The 17,871-nt window shown below is 36.3% G+C and carries 15 protein-coding genes and 1 riboswitch; of the genes, 8 read left to right on the top strand and 7 right to left on the bottom strand.

What is annotated here, in order from left to right; translation table 11 throughout:
* The first annotated feature begins 48 nt into the window (after nucleotides 1-48).
* Nucleotides 49-1,413 (top strand): MFS transporter, encoded by a 1,365-nt coding sequence (locus QYB95_RS14980; RefSeq protein ID WP_301139169.1) that lies wholly within the window; start codon nucleotides 49-51, stop codon nucleotides 1,411-1,413.
* 121 nt (nucleotides 1,414-1,534) lie between these two features.
* Here QYB95_RS14980 and QYB95_RS14975 read toward each other — a convergent pair whose 3' ends face one another.
* Complete coding sequence (locus tag QYB95_RS14975) at nucleotides 1,535-2,476, bottom strand: LysM peptidoglycan-binding domain-containing protein (RefSeq protein ID WP_301139168.1); 942 nt, start codon at nucleotides 2,474-2,476, stop codon at nucleotides 1,535-1,537.
* A 260-nt stretch (nucleotides 2,477-2,736) separates the two neighbouring features.
* Between QYB95_RS14975 and QYB95_RS14970 the strand changes: the two genes are divergently transcribed.
* From QYB95_RS14970 to tlp, 3 genes are all read left to right on the top strand, one after another.
* Nucleotides 2,737-2,940 carry a hypothetical protein gene (locus QYB95_RS14970; protein ID WP_301139167.1) on the top strand — a complete coding sequence of 68 codons (204 nt, stop codon included), beginning with the start codon at nucleotides 2,737-2,739 and terminating at the stop codon, nucleotides 2,938-2,940.
* Between the two features lie 592 nt (nucleotides 2,941-3,532).
* On the top strand, nucleotides 3,533-5,485 hold the full coding sequence (gene ltaS / locus QYB95_RS14965) for a lipoteichoic acid synthase (protein WP_301139166.1): 1,953 nt from the start codon (nucleotides 3,533-3,535) through the stop codon (nucleotides 5,483-5,485).
* A 139-nt stretch (nucleotides 5,486-5,624) separates the two neighbouring features.
* Nucleotides 5,625-5,861 (top strand): small acid-soluble spore protein Tlp, encoded by a 237-nt coding sequence (gene tlp, locus QYB95_RS14960; RefSeq protein ID WP_301139164.1) that lies wholly within the window; start codon nucleotides 5,625-5,627, stop codon nucleotides 5,859-5,861.
* Nucleotides 5,862-5,931: 70 nt separating this feature from the next.
* Here tlp and QYB95_RS14955 read toward each other — a convergent pair whose 3' ends face one another.
* The 6 genes from QYB95_RS14955 to QYB95_RS14930 are packed head-to-tail and all read right to left on the bottom strand — an operon-like array spanning nucleotide 5,932 to nucleotide 12,426.
* On the bottom strand, nucleotides 5,932-7,086 hold the full coding sequence (locus tag QYB95_RS14955) for a hypothetical protein (RefSeq protein WP_301139163.1): 1,155 nt from the start codon (nucleotides 7,084-7,086) through the stop codon (nucleotides 5,932-5,934).
* A complete protein-coding gene (locus QYB95_RS14950; RefSeq protein ID WP_301139161.1) occupies nucleotides 7,076-8,419 on the bottom strand; it encodes a F390 synthetase-related protein in 1,344 nt (447 codons plus the stop codon). The genes QYB95_RS14955 and QYB95_RS14950 overlap by 11 nt, the downstream gene beginning before the upstream one ends.
* A complete protein-coding gene (locus QYB95_RS14945) occupies nucleotides 8,416-9,285 on the bottom strand; it encodes an MBL fold metallo-hydrolase (RefSeq protein WP_301139160.1) in 870 nt (289 codons plus the stop codon). The genes QYB95_RS14950 and QYB95_RS14945 overlap by 4 nt, the downstream gene beginning before the upstream one ends.
* The gene (locus tag QYB95_RS14940) at nucleotides 9,272-10,267 is read right to left on the bottom strand and encodes an NAD-dependent epimerase/dehydratase family protein (RefSeq protein WP_301139233.1); all 996 of its coding nucleotides are present in this window, start codon (nucleotides 10,265-10,267) and stop codon (nucleotides 9,272-9,274) included. The genes QYB95_RS14945 and QYB95_RS14940 overlap by 14 nt, the downstream gene beginning before the upstream one ends.
* 19 nt (nucleotides 10,268-10,286) lie before the next feature.
* The gene (locus tag QYB95_RS14935; protein ID WP_301139158.1) at nucleotides 10,287-11,438 is read right to left on the bottom strand and encodes an ATP-grasp domain-containing protein; all 1,152 of its coding nucleotides are present in this window, start codon (nucleotides 11,436-11,438) and stop codon (nucleotides 10,287-10,289) included.
* Nucleotides 11,428-12,426, bottom strand: coding sequence for a beta-ketoacyl-ACP synthase III (locus tag QYB95_RS14930; protein WP_301139157.1), 999 nt, complete (start codon nucleotides 12,424-12,426; stop codon nucleotides 11,428-11,430). The genes QYB95_RS14935 and QYB95_RS14930 overlap by 11 nt, the downstream gene beginning before the upstream one ends.
* Nucleotides 12,427-12,873: 447 nt before the next feature.
* Nucleotides 12,874-13,023: riboswitch (cyclic di-AMP (ydaO/yuaA leader) on the top strand.
* A gap of 112 nt (nucleotides 13,024-13,135) precedes the next feature.
* Here QYB95_RS14930 and QYB95_RS14925 point away from each other — a divergent pair.
* The 4 genes from QYB95_RS14925 to QYB95_RS14915 all read left to right on the top strand — a co-directional run bounded on the left by QYB95_RS14925 (nucleotide 13,136) and on the right by QYB95_RS14915 (nucleotide 17,845).
* On the top strand, nucleotides 13,136-14,962 hold the full coding sequence (locus QYB95_RS14925) for an APC family permease (RefSeq protein WP_301139156.1): 1,827 nt from the start codon (nucleotides 13,136-13,138) through the stop codon (nucleotides 14,960-14,962).
* Between the two features lie 185 nt (nucleotides 14,963-15,147).
* Nucleotides 15,148-16,242 carry a phosphatidylglycerol lysyltransferase domain-containing protein gene (locus tag QYB95_RS14920; RefSeq protein ID WP_301139155.1) on the top strand — a complete coding sequence of 365 codons (1,095 nt, stop codon included), beginning with the start codon at nucleotides 15,148-15,150 and terminating at the stop codon, nucleotides 16,240-16,242.
* Nucleotides 16,243-16,324: 82 nt separating this feature from the next.
* Entirely contained in the window at nucleotides 16,325-16,717 is a 393-nt protein-coding gene (locus tag QYB95_RS19310) for a GtrA family protein (protein ID WP_425609210.1), read from the top strand.
* 288 nt (nucleotides 16,718-17,005) lie between these two features.
* Nucleotides 17,006-17,845 (top strand): phosphate ABC transporter substrate-binding protein, encoded by an 840-nt coding sequence (locus QYB95_RS14915; RefSeq protein ID WP_301139154.1) that lies wholly within the window; start codon nucleotides 17,006-17,008, stop codon nucleotides 17,843-17,845.
* Nucleotides 17,846-17,871: the final 26 nt, after the last annotated feature.

The raw sequence follows: 17,871 nt of genomic DNA, 5'->3' as shown, positions 1-17,871 counted from the left end.
TATGGTGGCTTTTATCTACAAAATAAAATTCAAATCGGAGTGGTTTCTATGAATACAGTGAATCCCATTGAAATCGTTAATCAAAGTAAATTGAAAGGTTTCCACTACATTCTTGTTCTTTGCTTATTTATTATTATGATGTTCGACGGCTATGATGTTGTTATTTATGGTGCCACTATTCCTTTGCTGAAAGAAGACTGGGGAATCTCGAATATCGTTGCAGGGGCGATCAGTAGTTATACAACGATTGGTACGGCAGTTGGTGCAGTCATATTCGGGCTGTATGCAGATCGTTTCGGGAAAAAGCGCATTATTGTATTAACAACGTTCTTATTCAGTTTCTTTACATTATTATCCGGGTTTGCATCTTCACCTTTATTCTTTATTGTTTGTCGTGTAATTGCAGGCTTGGGATTTGGTGGTGTTATGCCAAATATCGCCGCTTTAATTTCTGAGTACGCACCGGCAAAACATCGTGCCGCCATTATTTCATTCATTTTTTGCGGTTATTCAGTTGGTGCGATGAGTGCCTCAATTAGCGGCCAAGTATTGCTCGAAAATTTCGGATGGCAGCCGGTATACTGGATTGGGGGCTTGCCGCTGCTTTTGTTGCCTTTTGTTGTTCGTATCGTTCCTGAGTCGATCAGTACTTTAATGAAGCAAAAAGATACAAGTGGTCTTGTTGCAATCCTTCGAAAAATCGAGCCAAAGCTTTCGAATGATGTCCAATTTACGTATGTTGAACAGGAACAGTTGAAAAAATCATCCGTTCGTGATCTATTCAAAAACAAACTTGGTTTAAGTACAGCAATGTTCTGGCTATCTTGTTTCTGTACATTTATCTTAATGTATTCTTTAAATACATGGCTCCCAACACTGATGATGAATGCAGGCTATGATTTAAAATCAAGTCTACTATTTGTCGCTGTTCTTCAAATAGGCGCTATTGGCGGAACATTGGTTTTCGGAAACCTTATACAGCTGCTTGGCTTTAAGCGTGTCCTTATCCCGCTTTATCTTGTAGGGGCAGTGTCCTTAGTGCTCATAGGATTCTCAAATAATATTTATATTGCATATGGATTAATTGCGATAATTGGAGCAGCTTCAGTCGGCTTGCAAAATATGTCCAATGCATATGTAGCACAATACTATTCCGTGGATGTTCGAGCAGCTGCACTTGGCAGTACAATGGCTTTTGGACGCATCGGTTCGATTGTTGCTCCAACGTATATGGGGATTTTGCTGACATTTAACTTGCAGCCGCAATTTAACTTCTTTGCAATTGGGGTAGCTGCAATTTTTGGTGCAATTGCGATGAGCCTCATTCGTGAAGAACGTGCTGACTATGCAGACGAAAAACAAGCAAATGCCAATCATGTACCAGTCTTAAAATCTTCAACCAAAAGTGTATAGACTTCTGCTTGAAGCTATTCTTGAACAACAAAAAGGGACCTGGATGGTCCCTTTTTGTTATATTTTCTATATCCAAATAGATAGAAGATAGAAAGGTTAACCGAATCTTGATCAGCTATTATTAGTCTAATATTGTTACTTTTAATTGTTTTACGCCAAACTTTACAGCTTCCTGTTTTGAAGCAATGAAGACATCGATTTTGTTTCCTTTAATGCCGCCGCCAGTATCTCCTGCGATTGCCTCCCCATAGCCTTCTACATAAACTTTACTTCCTAATGGGATTACAGTAGGGTCAACCGATATCACTTTTGCATCCGGGTTTTCTTTAAGGTTAATTCCGGTAGACGTAATACCTGAACATCCTTCACATGATGCAGTATAGGCTGTAGCTTCCATTATAAGCACTTTGGAATCTGTATTGCTTGTTGATGGAGCAGCTTCAGCAGGTGTACTTTCGTTGGAAACTTCACTATTTGTAGTTGGTGCAGTTGCCTCTGGTGTACTTTCTTTAGTTTGTTCGTTATTTGTAGTTGGTGCAGTTGCCTCTGGTGCACTTGCTTTTGATTCTTCACTATTTGTAGTTGGTGCAGCTGCCTTTGGTGAACTTGCTTTTGATGTTTCATTATTTGTTGGTGCCGCTGTTTCTTTATGATCTATAGTTGCTGGTGAGGTTGCATTTTTACTCACAGCCGCAGTGCTCGTTTTCGCACCTTCAAAGATTAATAGATTTAAGTCAGGATGAATGAGATCCGAATTTAAATTGTTCCATCCTAAAAGTTGGGAAACTGTTACATGATGTTTTTTCGCTATGTCCCATAATGTGTCTCCGGACTTCACCGTATAATGCTTTTCTTTTGCAATTGTCAATAAGTCCCCAGGATGGATAAGGTCTGTATTCAGATGATTTACAGTTTGAATCGTATCCACGGATGTGTTATTTGCACGAGCCAAATCCCAAAGGGTATCCCCTTTTTGAACGGTTACTGTTGCAGCTTGTACGTTAGCGCCAACAGTTAAGGTAAGTGCCGCTACAGGTACTATCGAAATTAATTTTTTTAACATTGAGCTTTCCTCCAAATTCTATGTTGCTAATCCGTGATTATCGTAACATAGATTTTTTCGTAAAAAAGAACAGGGAGGTGATAATTCGTTTACGTCTATGGCATTTAGATTGCGAGAATATTTCTCATATATCTTAGGGGAAATTCTCTTAATAAGTTGATAGTGGATTTCTGATGATAAAAAATACTAAATGAACCAATGGAAGTTCCAAAAATTATTTGAGATAATTGATTAGTGAAATAATGGTAGAGGGGATAGAAATGGAAATAATCGAAATGAACTTTAAAAATCCCGTTGTAAGAATGTGGTTCTATACTGTTTTTCCGATGATTCCCGTTGAAATAATTTTATTGTTAATTCTTCCGATGCAGTACCATTACTTCATCTTCATTGGTAAAGCTTTTCTTCTTGCTGCTTTTTATGTATGGTATTTATATTATAAGAAGAAAAAGGCAGCAAATTAAGTCGCTTATCATGAAGTGCCATAAAGAGTAGTCTATATTATAGATTCCAGGGATTTGGATTCGGTATTTAACCGGTTCAATCCTTTTTATTTTTCTCATAAAGTTTTAATTTGAAACTTTTTAAGGCTAATTACGTTCTAATAGTAATGTAAAGAGATTTTTAATAAAGTTACAATAGGTTAACAATTGTGTGTAAAAACTTTCAATCTAGTCTATACTTGCTATTGTGAATGACAATATTAGGAAGATATAAAGTACCATAAAAACCGGAGTTATTTTGATATAATTTTATTTTTGGGTAATTTAGTAGATTGAAATAGAAGGGAATATAAGTTATTTTATTGGATGATATATCTATATAATGTAGTAGTGTGATAGGGGAAAATTATTAAAATTTACTTATTTATAACTTGACAGAATAGTAGTTATGATGTAATGTATAAAAGTTCTAGAAAAACATCTGGAAAAATTGATAGTATTACATTTTACCAAAATTATCTTCTAATGTAAATGTTAATTGTTTATCCTTTGAAAATGAATAATTAAGCTAGTTTTCATATTTACTGTATTAGAATAATAGGAAGGTGGAAACATGGAAGGTTTATATAATAATAAAACCAACTTTTTAAATAAATTTTTCGGTCTGTATTCATTAGCAGTAATCCTGCTATGGTTTAAAACATATATCACGCAAGTAACGCAGTTTGATTTAGGGGTTGAAGGGCCTCTTCAACAATTCCTTTTATTTATCAATCCACTAGGGTCGGCAATGTTATTTCTTGGCTTTGCGTTTGTATTTAAAGGAAGAGGACGTTATGCGGCATTAGCGATCATTTACACACTCATGTCCATCCTTTTATATGCCAATGCAGTTTATTACCGATTCTTTAGTGACTTTATTACATTACCGACGATTTTCCAAACGCAAAACTTTGGAGATTTAGGTGGCAGTGTAGTTTCGCTATTGCATCCAACTGATATTCTATTCTTCGTGGATGTGCTGGTTGTAATTTACTTATGTTCAACTAAGAGAATACAAAAAGACACTACTAGAATGGGCTATAAAAGAGCTATGGCGTTGATCGCTTTCATTATCGGATTTTCTGCAGTCAATTTGGAACTTGCGAATGCCGATCGCCCACAATTATTAACTCGTGGGTTTGATAGAAGCTATATCGTGAAGTACTTAGGTATGTATAACTATACTCTTTATGATGCTACTGAAACGGTAAAGGCGTCTTCACAAAGGGTTCTTGCAGATAACGACGATATGACTGAAGTAGTCAACTATGCAAAATCCAATTATGCTGAACCGAACAAAGACTATTTTGGTATAGCAAAAGGAAAGAATGTTATCTATATTCACCTAGAGTCATTCCAAAACTTTTTAATCAACTATAAATTAAATGGTGAAGAGGTCACTCCGTTCATCAATTCATTAGCAGGAGATTCAAGTTCACTATACTTTGATAACTTCTTCCATCAGACAGCTCAAGGTAAAACATCGGATGCCGAGTTTATGCTTGAAAACTCTATCTTTGGTTTACCTCAAGGATCTGCGTTTATTACAAAAGGCGAGAATACGTATCAAGCAGCGCCGGCAATCTTAAGTGACAATGGCTATACATCAGCCGTATTCCACGGCAATAGCGGTACTTTCTGGAACCGCAATAAGATTTATAAAGCTTTTGGCTATAACCATTTCTTTGATGCCAAATACTATGATACAAGCAACGAAATCGATATGGCCGAATATGGCTTGCTGGATAAACCGTTCTTTGAACAATCAGTACCACTGCTAGAGACATTGCCTCAACCGTTCTATACGAAATTTATTACGGTTGGACACCATTATCCATACAAGATCAATCAAGAGTTGACTACGATTGGGAAAGCGGATACCGGAGATGCGAGTGTCGATGATTACTTCCAAACAGCCCGTTATGCTGATGAAGCAATCCAACAGTTCTTTGCCCAATTAAAAGAAGCAGGTTTATACGAGAATAGTGTATTCGTTCTTTATGGTGACCATTATGGTATCTCGGAAAATCACAATAGAGCCATGTCTAAACTCATGGGGAAAGAAATAGATTCTTTCGAAAGTACAAATTTACAACGAGTACCATTAATTATTCACATTCCTGGTATGGAAGGTGGAGTGAATCATACTTTTGGAGGACAGGTAGATCTTCTGCCGACATTATTACATTTACTTGGTGTGGATACACATAACTATGTTCAATTTGGTACAGATATATTATCCGAAGAGCATAATGAAGTAGTACCATTTAGAAATGGTGATTTTGTTAGCCCAAGTATCTATTCCATCAGTGATAAATTCTATGATGCTAAAACCGGCTTGCCATTGGATGAAAGTCAGCTGGAAACAGCAAATGAGTACAAAAAAGATGTAGATTATAAACTACAATTATCAGATCGAGTTGTGAATGGTGATTTACTAAGATTCTATACACCGGCAGACTTTACTAAAGTCGACCCATCTCAGTTCAATTACAATAAGGACTTAGAAAGTTCTGTTCAATAAACATTAAGGGTAAGATATCACAAGCTATTTTTGTGGAATCTTGCCCTTTTTTGATAGGTATTATTTATTTAGAAAGTAATTTTGTATATATAAGTAAAAGAGATCCAAACTACCTTTAAAAGTAATTTGGAGGGTACACATGCAAAAAGATAAGCAACCTAAGCCTGATGATAGACACAATAATGTGGAACGATTGCATGACATGATTGAGAATACGAAAAGTAAACTAAAAGAAGCAGAAATCAGTATGGAGTTTGCAAGCCCCGAAGAAAGAGAGCGGCTTCAAGATAAAAATGAGCGTCGGAAACAATCCATTGAGGCAATGGAAAATGAAATGCAGGATGAAATGAAGGCCCGTAAAAACAAGAGACTATAGTAATAAGAGCTCAACCATACTTGCGGGTTGAGCTCCTTTTTTATATTCAAGAATGGAAAGTTGAATAATCTTATAGTTCGAGTTTTTCAACTAGAGGAATTCCAATTTTTTTAAGTAAAAAAGAAAGTGATTTCCAAAAAATCTTCTTGTGGAAAGGGAGATGGTTCACATACAAGGCTGTATATTCAGGGGTTCCTTCTCCGCTTCTAGCTTTCTTGAAATTCCCGGCTCCGGCACTTTGGTGATATAATAACTTGTTATCCAGCGCCAATCTTGTGTTTAAGTGCCTTAAAATCCGATATAGTTGGTACTGAGGAAATAATGAAAGGTTATATCCATAAATCGGATTTGTCATCATATTATTCAGTATAAATGTTCCGGAAATTGCCTCCAATTTTCCGTTGATTTTAATTCCTTGAAAGACCAGCAAATTCTTTTTTAATAAGTTTTCAATGAATCTATAGGTGAATTGGGGATTTAAGTCAGAATATTTCTCGATATATAGCTGATTATAAAGCTCAACAATTCTTTCGATATCCTCTGTAGCTAATTCTTTGTTCGTAACAATGGTCATTTCCTTTGTAATACATTTTTCATCTTGTCTTCTTTTCTTTCTTTCACCTTTCCTCGGGGTATTTAATCTACTGTTCGTTGAAATGTAGATATACCGGCTTGGTAATAGATTGAAACCCTCAGCCTCGAAAGATTTCATCATATCCTTATGGCAAATTTCATTTATTGAATGAAAACCTAGTTGGTAGTCAGGAAACCCTTCGATTAGCAGCTCTTTTAATGCAAGTATCTCTTCTTTTGATAAGGGGGCTATTAAATTGGTGGACAAGCAATAATTGTTAATATAAACAATTTTGTTAATCTCGATGATTTTTGCAAAAGAGCCGAAAAAATTAATGATAGCTTCCAGAAAGAATCTTAACGGTTTTGGTGAAACAAAGCGCAATTCTTCCTTTGTATAAGTAATGTAATGTGTGTAGGGTGAGCAAACATACGAATTATCATATGTTGTGTCATTGATTGTACAAGGGATTAACTTTTTTCCAATTGCTGCAAAACAAACTTCCGTTTCTACGTTTCTTATATAAGTGGTTGTATCTGTAATAAACTCTGTAAAATACTCTTTTAGGAAAGTGCCATTTTCATAGAAATTCCAGTCCATTTCAGCCATGTTCTTTTTATCGTAAAGAGTAGCTTTGCAATTATTGGACATTTTGGACAACCTCATCAATCCCCACATTGCTTTGAATTCTTTTTAGTTTTGTTAAACGATGATTCTCCTGATATTTTCTGTAAGTGATTTTTGGGATTAGGTATTGATCTTGCAAGTAGGCCATTAAGTTTGCTCTAATGCTTTCTTCCGTTTCCTGCCTTTTATCTTCATCGAAAACTAAACATTGTACTTCTAAATCTTGAACACTATGTTGAATCACTTTGTATTCCTTTAGATTCTCCGACGCTGTAATGCAAGCTCGTCTTATAAAGTCGGGAAAGACATATTCCAATTGACCGTTTTGCTTGTTTTTAAGAATAAATAGGTCATCCATTCGCCCCTCGATTTGTTCGATTGCCAGCATTGGAGAGCCGCAGGGACATGGTTTGGATTTCAGGGTGAGAATATCATTTAAGCGATAACGAATAATCGGTTGTGTGCGTCGTTTATAATCCGTAATAATTGGATAGAATTTCGTTTTTTCAGCATCCAAAAATTCCTTTTCGATATAGACGATATCTTCGTTTAAATGAATTGTCCCGTGGGAGCAAGTGCAGCCAAGGAAGCCCTCTGTACATTGGTATACTTGATGGATTTTTTGTTTAAATACTTTTTCGATGTACGCTTCATCTAAAGGGTCCAACACTTCAGCCATTGTAATGATCTTGATGGGCTGTATATGAAGTTTATTCTCTTTTACAGCGCTGGCGATACGTCGAACCATTGATGGAGGAGCAGCCAAAATAGTTGGCTGATAGTCCTCAAGTCTTTTAATATGCGAGTCAAATTGATCCAGTAAATCATAAAATGCAAACTCGATTTTTTTACTTCGGACCGACTCGTACAGATTACTGTTTGCACGTAGGAAGAAGGCGATCTTCTCTTTGTTCTTAAAACCATTGGGCAATAATTTGGCTAGAATTGTTCCGGCCCAAGTGGATTGCTCTTCCTTGGAAACCAGGAATATCCCTCTGTTTCCGGATGTACCGGAAGATAACCCGACCGTAGTGCTGCCGATTTTCGGCGAGAAATCTCTGTTTTCTTCTGCATTCATAGCAATTTTAAAAGCCTCATCTTTTCTTACGCCTTGCGTATTCAAATTATCGAAGTTATCCATCATCAACTGTTTATTCATGAAAGGGTAGTGGGTTAAATTGGTTAAGTTAGCTAAGCCATCTTTCCCCAGTTGTTGATAGTAAGGTGAATTTTTATTTATCCATCTGAGGTGTTTTTGTAATTGCTTGTTCTGCCACTTTCGAAAATTTTCTGGTGAATACTTTTGGATTCTTTTTACCTTTAGATAATTTTGTAGAATGTTCATCAATTTAATCATTTGAAACCTCTTTGCTTGGTGAAGTTGTTTACTAAGAATGGTTCTTCACAATGGGAAGGAATTATCTTAATGCCTTTCTCCAACGCATGTAGACGTACGATTTTTCCGAAATTTTCTTTATATTCCTTCGCGTTATCCATAATAAAATAAGCTAATTTGCTAGGTGGCCGATTCTCCCGGAAGGCGGCACTTCTCCAGACAGAGTCCGCTACCAAGAAGACGGTCTCCTTTTTTTCATCTTCAAATATTAGTCCGAATTGGCCTTTGGCGTGACCGGAGAGATTGATTGCCAAACAACTTCCGTCACCCCAAAGGTCGTACAGTGGTTTTTGGAAAACCTTACTAATCATGGAGCTTGTTTGACTGCCGACCGGGGCAGTCTTGGTATCTTCTATAAAGAGAGCTCTCTCTTCAAAATCACTTGGCAATAAATCAGGGATATAGGCAGATTTTGCAGCACCGATTCCTTTTTTAGTTTTCACAGAGTGGTAGGCTTCTTTTGAGCAGATGAAAATGCTGTTAGGAAAATCTTTTAGCCCGCACATATGGTCAGCATGAAAATGACTTAAAAAGATGTAGCGAATCTCATCAGCAAAAATATTCTCTTTTTCCAGCTGCGCGAGTATGCTATCCTCTGCTTTTACATAGACAGGTGTTATTTTTGCGTAAATAGAAAAAGGGAACTTTTTTGTCTCTTCATAGAATCTTTCGGTATAACCTGTATCAAATAAAATATATCCTTTAATGGGATGTTTTAATAAAGCTACCATCGCCGGGAACTTCATTTCATAAGATGGTTCATCCTTTAAAGCCACTTTTGCATCATGCGTACAGTAGCCGGCTTGAAATAGTTTATATGTCAACATTTTGAGTATTCCACCATTCTGCAAACTTATTAATGCCTTCTTCAACCGAAATGCGCGGTTTATATCCCAACTCTGTTTTAGCTGCATCGATGTTTAAAGTTTGAGAGTGGGCCAGAACCGTCACAGTGTAGGGAGTGATAATGGGCTCTTTTTTAATATTGAACAATCGATAGGTTTTTTCTAAAAAGCTTGCAGCGAGTAAAATAGTTTCATATTTCATTTCTTTCTTTTTTATTGGCTGTCCAAGCAATAAGAAAACTTTCTCTAATAACTCGTTCAAATACATCGGCTCACCATTTGTAATATTATATTTCTTGCCAAGAGTCCGCTCATCTGAAAACAGACAAAGACATATAGCATCCACAACATTTTCGACATATGTAATATCAGTCAATATTCTTGCACCATCAATAAATGGCAGTCCGGATTTCTGGTTTGTTTTGATTAGTCTTGGAATAATCGCATTATCCCCAGGTCCGAACAAGGCGCGAGGTCTAATTGTGATCGTCGGTAGGCCATGATTAAAAGCTTCATCGACAACCTCTTCCGCCATTCTTTTCGTTTTTGCATAGTTATTAACGGCGGGATTAGGTAAAGCACTGTCCTCTTTAACATTTATTTTTGAGCGTTCCTGCAAACTAAAATAAATACTTGGAGTAGAAACATGTACGAATCTTTTTATGCTATAAAAGAGGGCGGCGTCGACCATGTTTTGTGTACCGAAGACATTCGTATTATAAAAATCCTCGTATTTTCCCCATACTGAAGAAAGTGCTCCGCAATGAATCACCACATCTTGATTTTGCATTACCTGAAAAATCCCATTCCGGTCTTCCAGAGACACTTCTACAAAACGAACCTCTTGAGGAAGAGTGCTGCCTATAGTTCTGTTGCGACCGATTGCCGTTACCTTAAATCCATCTTCAGCTAATCTTTTAACAAGATGTTGCCCTAAAAACCCCGTGGCTCCCGTTACTAAAATATTGCTTTTCAATCAATTCTCACTCCTCTCCATTCCATTCAATGTCCAATGTACTCATTTGATAGCTGGATATTTTTCTCTTCCTCGATTCATTCAACAAATATATAAAGCTGCTAATTTGACTGAAAAAGGTACGTGGATCTTTTGAATTCCAGACAATATCTTTTGCTCTGGTCATTTTATAAATCTGTTTTAATATGTTTTTAGAAAATAGAGTTTGCAGCATTGCCAGGCTGAGCATCGTTGTTTCTGTACCTACTCTATAGGATTTCGGTATCTGCTTTTGCTTTGCAAGAGGGAACAGGCAAATACCGCTGGTTGTTCTTGGATTACATTCAATCGGATAAAAATCTCCTTTGCCATTCAAAATCAAATCAAAAGCAATTTGCCCTGTATACTGATATTCCTCAATATAGTGTCTCACGAATTCTTCCAATTTCCGATTTGCAAAAGGTTCAAAGTAAATGGTAGCGCCAAGTCCAACACTATCATTTGTTTGGTAGGCGCTAAACATAAGCATAAGCCCCTTATCAGCTATGGCATATGTGCAAATTTGTTGGCCTTCGATTTTTTCCTGGATAACCCAGAGGTTTTTCTTCTGATAGAGTAAATCAGGTATTTCAGCGCCTTTCTTAAAACTAACTTCGGTACCGAATCTTGAATACGCGGGTTTACATACATATTCATTATCTAAATGGATGGAGTTAGCCTCCAAATAATCCGAGATTTCGGCTCTGTCGATAGTTTTAGTTGTATCGATAACCGATGTACAAGGTACATGAATAAATTCACTAAACTTATCCCTTAATGTGTTGATGAACAATCCCTTGTGGTGAAAGATTTTTAATTTATTTAACGGTTCACAAAAAACTCGGCAATACTCTGAGAGTTGTTCATGTGCTAAGGCAATATGAAACACTTCTTCACAAGTAGGGATTAATAGTTCGATTTTATATTTTTTAATGATCTTGATTAAATCTTGGATATAGGCATGTCGATTCTCATTTGGTGAGCATACCCGTAATACTTTTTCAAACATGTTCGAACGCATACATAAGTGTCTAGGTAAACTTTCTGCCATGAATAGGTTGTCCCCTTGTTCTTTTAGCAAGCGGGCGAGATAATAAGTCGCAGGAGCACGCCCTCCTGTAAGCAAGATATTAATACTCAAACACAATCCCCCCGATAGATAGTCCTGCTGAAGTACCTAAAAGCATAATTTTGCTTCCTCGTTGCACTTTGTTCTGCACAATTGCTTCGTGCAGAGCCATTGGAATACTAGATGCGATAGTGTTCCCATGATTGTGGATAATGTTCATGAACTTTGCTTCTGCAATGCCTAGTTTTTTCCTTAAAATCCTCATTGCCATGCCGCTCGCTTGGTGTGGCACTACTAGATTAATATCATCCATTGTACAATCGGAAAAGGCTAATAATGTATCTACAAAATCACCAATATTTCTTGAGGATAATTTGAAGATCGATTTTCCGTTCATATCAAAAAGGAAGTCTGTTTCGACTGCATTTTGGTTATTTGGATGTAATCTAGTTCCGCCTCCGCGAATTTCGGTATAATGGGCACCATCGCTAAATGTTTCCATATGTCCTGCCAATACTTTGGAATTTCCATTTTCCGGTGTTTTCGTCAGTATAGCAGCAGCGGCGCCATCTCCGAACAATATCGCATTTTCTTTAGCTTCCCAATTTAATCCAACAGAAGCAATTTCACTGGAAACCAGCAGTACGTTATTGTATCTACCACTATGTACTAAATAAGAGATTGTATCAAAGCCCGTTACGAAGCTTAGACAAGTGGAGTTGATATCAAAACAAGGGATTTTTGATTCACTTAAACCCAGTTGCTTTTGAACAAGTGCTGCATTGCACGGAATTGGTTGTTCCATTGTCCCACTTACACTTACGATGCAATCTATCTCTTCTTTATGTATCCCTGCCTCGTTTATAGCTTCGCTTGCGGCATGGGCTGCCATTTGTGAAGCAGTTTCATTTCCAACGAAGGAGCGAAGGGCAACACCTGATTTTTGCTCTACCCAGCCCTTTTTTACTCCCAGCAGTTCATCGAGTTCGTGTGCAAATACCTTTTTATTAGGTAGATATTTTCCTGTACCTATAATTTTTACATTTCTAACTTGAGACATAATTCTTCTTTCCGCCTTCCGCATATAAAAAACGTATACTCCATAACTCGTGTTTAATAGATCTATATTAACTCTAATAAGTTAGACGCTTTTCCAACCCATGAATTGATAGTTGTTGTTATTGTTTAATGCCTAATTATTGATGAATACGTTCAATGCTTTATCAATTGAACTTTTAACCATTGCTTATTGTTGCTTCTTTATTTTCTTTAACATTATCAGAATCATTATTTATTAGTCTATGGGAATTATAGAAGGCTACTTTTAAAATACTTTTTCTTTTTTTAAGTCCTAAAGTTTACACCTGAATTCAAGGATTTGCACTGAAAAAATGAATGGGTGGGGTTAGCTTCCATCCGGAGTAACTGTAACAGTAAAAAGTGTCTTTCATAATAAAAAATAATATTTACTTTTTTAAAGCATGGGAGTATGATATCAATGTTCTAAATTTCTAAATCGCTGAAACCAATAGGTACGGGGGAACCATTACTAGATGGGTGATTTTTTATCCATTCTTGGGGTGAATCCTTATTAGGTAGGGCTACTCAATGGTCCGAATCCGACAGCTAACCTCGTAAGCGTTATATGAGAAGGAAGGTGGAGCTTGTGACCCCAAAAAAATAGGTGTCTACAGGTCTATTTAACTATGGCTTGTAGGCACTTTTTTATTGTTTCAAGAACTATTATATAAAACGAAGGAGCAATTTAAATGCTTTCATCATTCAAACGATTTCTAATTGGGCGTCCTTTAAAAAACGATGAGATAGGAGACCAAAAACTTAGTAAAACAAAGGCGTTGGCCATCCTTTCTTCAGATGCATTATCCTCTGTTGCCTATGGTCCGGAACAAATACTGATTGTATTAATTACAATATCCGGTTTGGCGATGTGGTATTCGGTGCCGATTGCGCTATGCGTGTTGATTCTTTTGGCTGTTTTGATTTTGTCCTATAAACAGATTATTTTTGCTTATCCACAGGGTGGTGGAGCGTATGTAGTTTCTAAAACTAACTTGGGAATGAATTGTGGTTTAGTAGCAGGGGGCTCCCTGCTGGTTGATTATATTCTAACTGTTGCAGTAAGTGTTTCTGCTGGAACTGATGCGATTACATCTGCTTTCCCGTCATTACAAAATTATAATGTTGAGATTGCTGTTTTATTTGTCATATTGCTTACAATCCTAAATTTAAGAGGGGTAACCGAATCAGCTTCAATTTTAGCCTACCCTGTATATTTATTTGTTTTGGCAGCATTTATTTTGATTGGTGCGGGTATATTCAATGTTTTAACTGGAAATATTTCTCCAGAATTGCACACACCTATTGGAACACCTGTTGCGGGAATTGGCTTATTTATACTTTTAAAAGCATTTGCTTCTGGTAGTTCGGCTTTAACGGGAGTTGAAGCGATCTCTAATGCGATTCCTAATTTTAAAGACCCGGCACCTAAAAATGCAGCAAAAACCTTGGCTGTTATGGGGGGATTACTTGCAATATTATTTACTGGAATTGTTGTGTTGGCCTATTTTTATGGAATAATACCAAAAGCAGAGGCAACAGTTGTTTCTCAAATTGCCGAGAGTATTTTTGGGCGCAATTTCATGTACTTCTTTATACAAGGGACAACAGCATTAATTTTGATTTTGGCTGCAAACACGGGTTATTCTGCTTTTCCATTGTTGGCAGTTAATCTTGCTAAAGATAAATTTATTCCAAGAATGTTTCTTGCTAGAGGGGATCGTTTAGGATATTCAAATGGTATTATCGTACTCGGAGTGGCTTCTATAATGCTCATACTTGTATTTCACGCAAAAACGGAGCATTTAATTCCACTTTATGCAGTAGGGGTTTTTGTTCCATTTACACTCTCGCAAACCGGGATGATGATGAAATGGCTTAAAGAAAAGCCTAAAGGATGGGTTACTAAGTTCATCATCAATACGACAGGTGCCTTTATTAGTTTAATAGTTACAATGATTTTTTTTATTACAAAGTTTACTCAAGTTTGGTCAATACTAATTTTCCTGCCTATTATTGTATGGATCTTTTATCGAATAAAAAAACACTATGTTGCTATTGGGGATCAGTTAAGACTTACAAATGACGACCTAGTGAAAAAAATAGAGGGAAATGTGATTATTGTTCCGATTGCCGGGATGACTCGTGTAGTAGAGGGGTCATTAAATTATGCAAAGTCTCTAATGCCTGATCAAATTATTGCAGTAAATGTGGGATTTGAGAAAGAAAGTGAGAAAGCATTTAAAGAAGAATGGCAAACGTGGCAACCCGATGTTCGATTGGTGACTTTGTATTCTCAATTTAGAAGTGTTCTTGGTCCTCTTAATAGATTTATTGAAGCTGTAGAACGTAAAGCAAGTGAGTCCAACTATCAGGTTACGGTTGTGATTCCGCAATTTATTCCAAAGAAAGGATGGCACAACATACTTCATAATCAATCGGGACTGTTGATTCGCTCTTATCTATTGTATAGAAAGAATGTAGTAGTCGCTACAGTCCCATATCACCTAAAAAAATAATAACAGCTTTTTTGAACAGTGAAGAAGATAATCTGCTTCTTCACTGTTTTTATAGAGTCATAGCGTTAATAAAATACATAGAATTCTACAGTTATTATTTACTATCTATGAACAGTAGTTACTATGTGATATTATCAACAAAGATAATGTTGTTATTTTAATAGGAGGAAGTACCCGTGGTTTCTATGAAAGACCTCATTTCTAACTCTCGAAAAAAGCCTATAAAAAGAGGTTTGTCAGAAAATCAGCTACACGTCCAGAATGATGAATTGCTCCCTTTTTTAAAGAATTACGGGGGAAACCATGTCTCACATCTCATTTTTTTACAAGATAAAGAACAGTTTTGGACAAAAGATTTGAATGTACTGATTGTGTATAAACAAATTTTCGATAAATACGTTGTGCTTGGCGATCCTATTGGCGATGAATCGAATTTTCATACAGCAATAAAAGAATTTAATGAGTTTTGTAAGGGGAACAGGGTAAAACCGATTTATTATCAAGTAAATCCCCTTTATATGCAACTCTATCATGATGCTGGATTTCGATTCATGAAGCTTGGGGAAGAAGCGATTATAAAGCTTAATGACTTTTCATTAGCAGGAAAAAAGGGAGCAAAATTACGTACCAGGGTTAATAAGTTTGCTCGAAATGGCTTTACATTCCGTGTTGTGGAACCACCACACTCTTCTAAACTCATCTCTGAAATTAAAAGTATTTCAGATTGCTGGTTAGGAACAGAAAAAGAGAAGGGGTTTTCTGTTGTATCTTTTTGTGAAGAATATGTTTCACGGTTTCCGATAGCACTTCTACATAATCCAGATGGAAAAATTATTGCATTTGCTACACTAGCAACGGATTACAAGCAAACAATAACGATTGATCTTATGAGAAACTGTAGGCAGAGTCCACATGGGACAATGGATGTGCTATTTACAAATATAATAATATGGGCAAAGGATGCCGGCTATCCAAAATGTAGTTTAGGGATGGCACCACTAGCTAATGTGGGGAATTGCAAACACTCATTTATTAGCGAAAAGACGATTCGTTTTGTCTATCACTATGGAAATAAGAAGTACAATTTTAGAGGTTTAAAAGAGTTTAAAGGCAAATTTGCGACAGACTGGGAACCCAAGTATCTCGCGTATAAGAAATCCTTTTTACCGATTATTTTCTTGCAATTAATACTGTTGATTAATCGTAAAAATCAACGAGAAACAGTCTTGCGGAAGAACATGGTTAGAAAAATACTCGATAGAAAATTGCGGTTCCAATAATGGATCAGAATCTTTACTAGAGTGTAAATGTTAAAATAATCACGGGTTATCGTTGCTTAAAGTAAGAGCCGGAAAGGTAGTTATGTTAATAAGAAAAGGGTTATTCCTTAAGTTTATGAAATATAGTTTTGTAGGTTGTATAAGTACGTTAATCTATTTTCTTTCAGTCTTTCTTTTTATTGAAGCTATACATATGGATCCGGTGATGGGATCGGCAGTTGCTTTTATCATAATGACCATCGTATCGTTTTTTCTGAATGTAAAGTATACCTTTGACAGTATTATTACTAGGCAGAAAGCAATACGATTTATGACTGTATCTGCAATTGGATTTTTATTAAACTTCATATTGATGTTTGTCATTGTTCGTATTTTTGATTTTCATTATTTCGTTGGAGAATTAGTTACGATATCAATCATTCCTATAGTTAATTTTATACTAAATAATTATTGGACCTTTCAATCGAATACATGAATCTGCTAGCAGATAAAAACGCAAAGCCCGAAAAGCAAATTTTTCGGGCTTTTACTTATGAGAAAAAAGTCAGATAAATGGAAAGAATTATTAAGTGAATTACATTTTTTTGTAAAGAATCTAGTTGGAATTCTGAATATTAACAATAATTTACAACAATTGCATTGATTTTAATATGAATTTACAAAAGCTTTACAAAAGACGCGATGAAAATTTACAGTATGCATTTATTCTGTAATTAGACATAGTGCGACAAAAATTCCTAACATACTTTCTTGGAGGTAAGAAATGAGCATTATAAAAATAGTGAAATTTGGATTACTCACATTATCTGTGCTTGCTGTCCTTTCAGCATGTACAACTGATGATAAAAATAATTCACAAGCATCCAGCAGTAATGGAGATACAATCGCTATTTCCGGATCTACGTCTGTTGGACCGCTTGCTGAAAAGTTGGCACACAAGTATGGTGAACAAGAAAATACCAATATAGAAATCAACCAAATTGGTTCTTCCGCAGGAATTACAAACGCAATTAGTGGAGTATCCGAAATCGGGATGTCTTCAAGGGATTTAAAGGAAGAAGAGAAAGCGCAGCTGAATGAAGTTGTCATTGCTTATGACGGAATAGTTGTTGCAACTCATCCGACAAACAAGGTAAAAGATTTAACATTGGAGCAAGTGAAACAAATCTTTACTGGTGAAGTAACGAACTGGAAGGAATTCGGGGGAGATGATATGGAGATTGTGGTTGTCTCCCGTGAAGATGGTTCAGGATCTCGTGATGCTTTCCAAGAAATTGTTGACTATAGTTCAGGTGATCTTATAAAAAATGCAATTATTGCAAGTGGTAACGGCAATATTAAAACAACCGTAGCGAACAATAAGCATGCTGTTGGATTCATTTCCTTTGAATATATCGACGATTCGATATCGACAATTGACATCAATGGTGTAGAAGCCACAGCCGACAATGTACTGGAACAAAAATATAAATTATCAAGACCATTCTTATTTGTCCATAAAGATGGTCAACTCTCTCAGGCAGGACAGAAATTCATTGATTTTATCTTAAGCGAGGATGGACAAGCTATTGCGAAAGAAGCAGGGGCAATCCCGATTAAGTAAGCTTGTGTTATTAGGAAGACAACATC

It is taken from the genome of Ureibacillus aquaedulcis, assembly GCF_030418165.1.
GTDB classification, from domain to species: Bacteria; Bacillota; Bacilli; order Bacillales_A; family Planococcaceae; genus Ureibacillus; species Ureibacillus aquaedulcis.
The sequence above is the reverse complement of the archived record's forward strand: the minus strand, read 5'-3'. Positions and strand labels throughout refer to the sequence as shown.

What these genes read in the sequence shown, in the direction of transcription:
- QYB95_RS14925 (WP_301139156.1), top strand. Translation starts at nt 13,136, where the DNA reads ATGCTTTCATCATTCAAACGATTTCTAATTGGGCGTCCTTTAAAAAAC.
- QYB95_RS14920 (WP_301139155.1), top strand. Translation starts at nt 15,148, where the DNA reads ATGAAAGACCTCATTTCTAACTCTCGAAAAAAGCCTATAAAAAGAGGT.
- QYB95_RS14955 (WP_301139163.1), bottom strand. Translation starts at nt 7,086, where the DNA reads ATGTCCAATAATTGCAAAGCTACTCTTTACGATAAAAAGAACATGGCT.
- QYB95_RS14975 (WP_301139168.1), bottom strand. Translation starts at nt 2,476, where the DNA reads ATGTTAAAAAAATTAATTTCGATAGTACCTGTAGCGGCACTTACCTTA.
- QYB95_RS14970 (WP_301139167.1), top strand. Translation starts at nt 2,737, where the DNA reads ATGGAAATAATCGAAATGAACTTTAAAAATCCCGTTGTAAGAATGTGG.
- ltaS (WP_301139166.1), top strand. Translation starts at nt 3,533, where the DNA reads ATGGAAGGTTTATATAATAATAAAACCAACTTTTTAAATAAATTTTTC.
- QYB95_RS14915 (WP_301139154.1), top strand. Translation starts at nt 17,006, where the DNA reads ATGAGCATTATAAAAATAGTGAAATTTGGATTACTCACATTATCTGTG.
- QYB95_RS14930 (WP_301139157.1), bottom strand. Translation starts at nt 12,426, where the DNA reads ATGTCTCAAGTTAGAAATGTAAAAATTATAGGTACAGGAAAATATCTA.
- QYB95_RS14980 (WP_301139169.1), top strand. Translation starts at nt 49, where the DNA reads ATGAATACAGTGAATCCCATTGAAATCGTTAATCAAAGTAAATTGAAA.
- QYB95_RS14945 (WP_301139160.1), bottom strand. Translation starts at nt 9,285, where the DNA reads ATGTTGACATATAAACTATTTCAAGCCGGCTACTGTACGCATGATGCA.
- QYB95_RS14950 (WP_301139161.1), bottom strand. Translation starts at nt 8,419, where the DNA reads ATGATTAAATTGATGAACATTCTACAAAATTATCTAAAGGTAAAAAGA.
- QYB95_RS19310 (WP_425609210.1), top strand. Translation starts at nt 16,325, where the DNA reads ATGTTAATAAGAAAAGGGTTATTCCTTAAGTTTATGAAATATAGTTTT.
- tlp (WP_301139164.1), top strand. Translation starts at nt 5,625, where the DNA reads ATGCAAAAAGATAAGCAACCTAAGCCTGATGATAGACACAATAATGTG.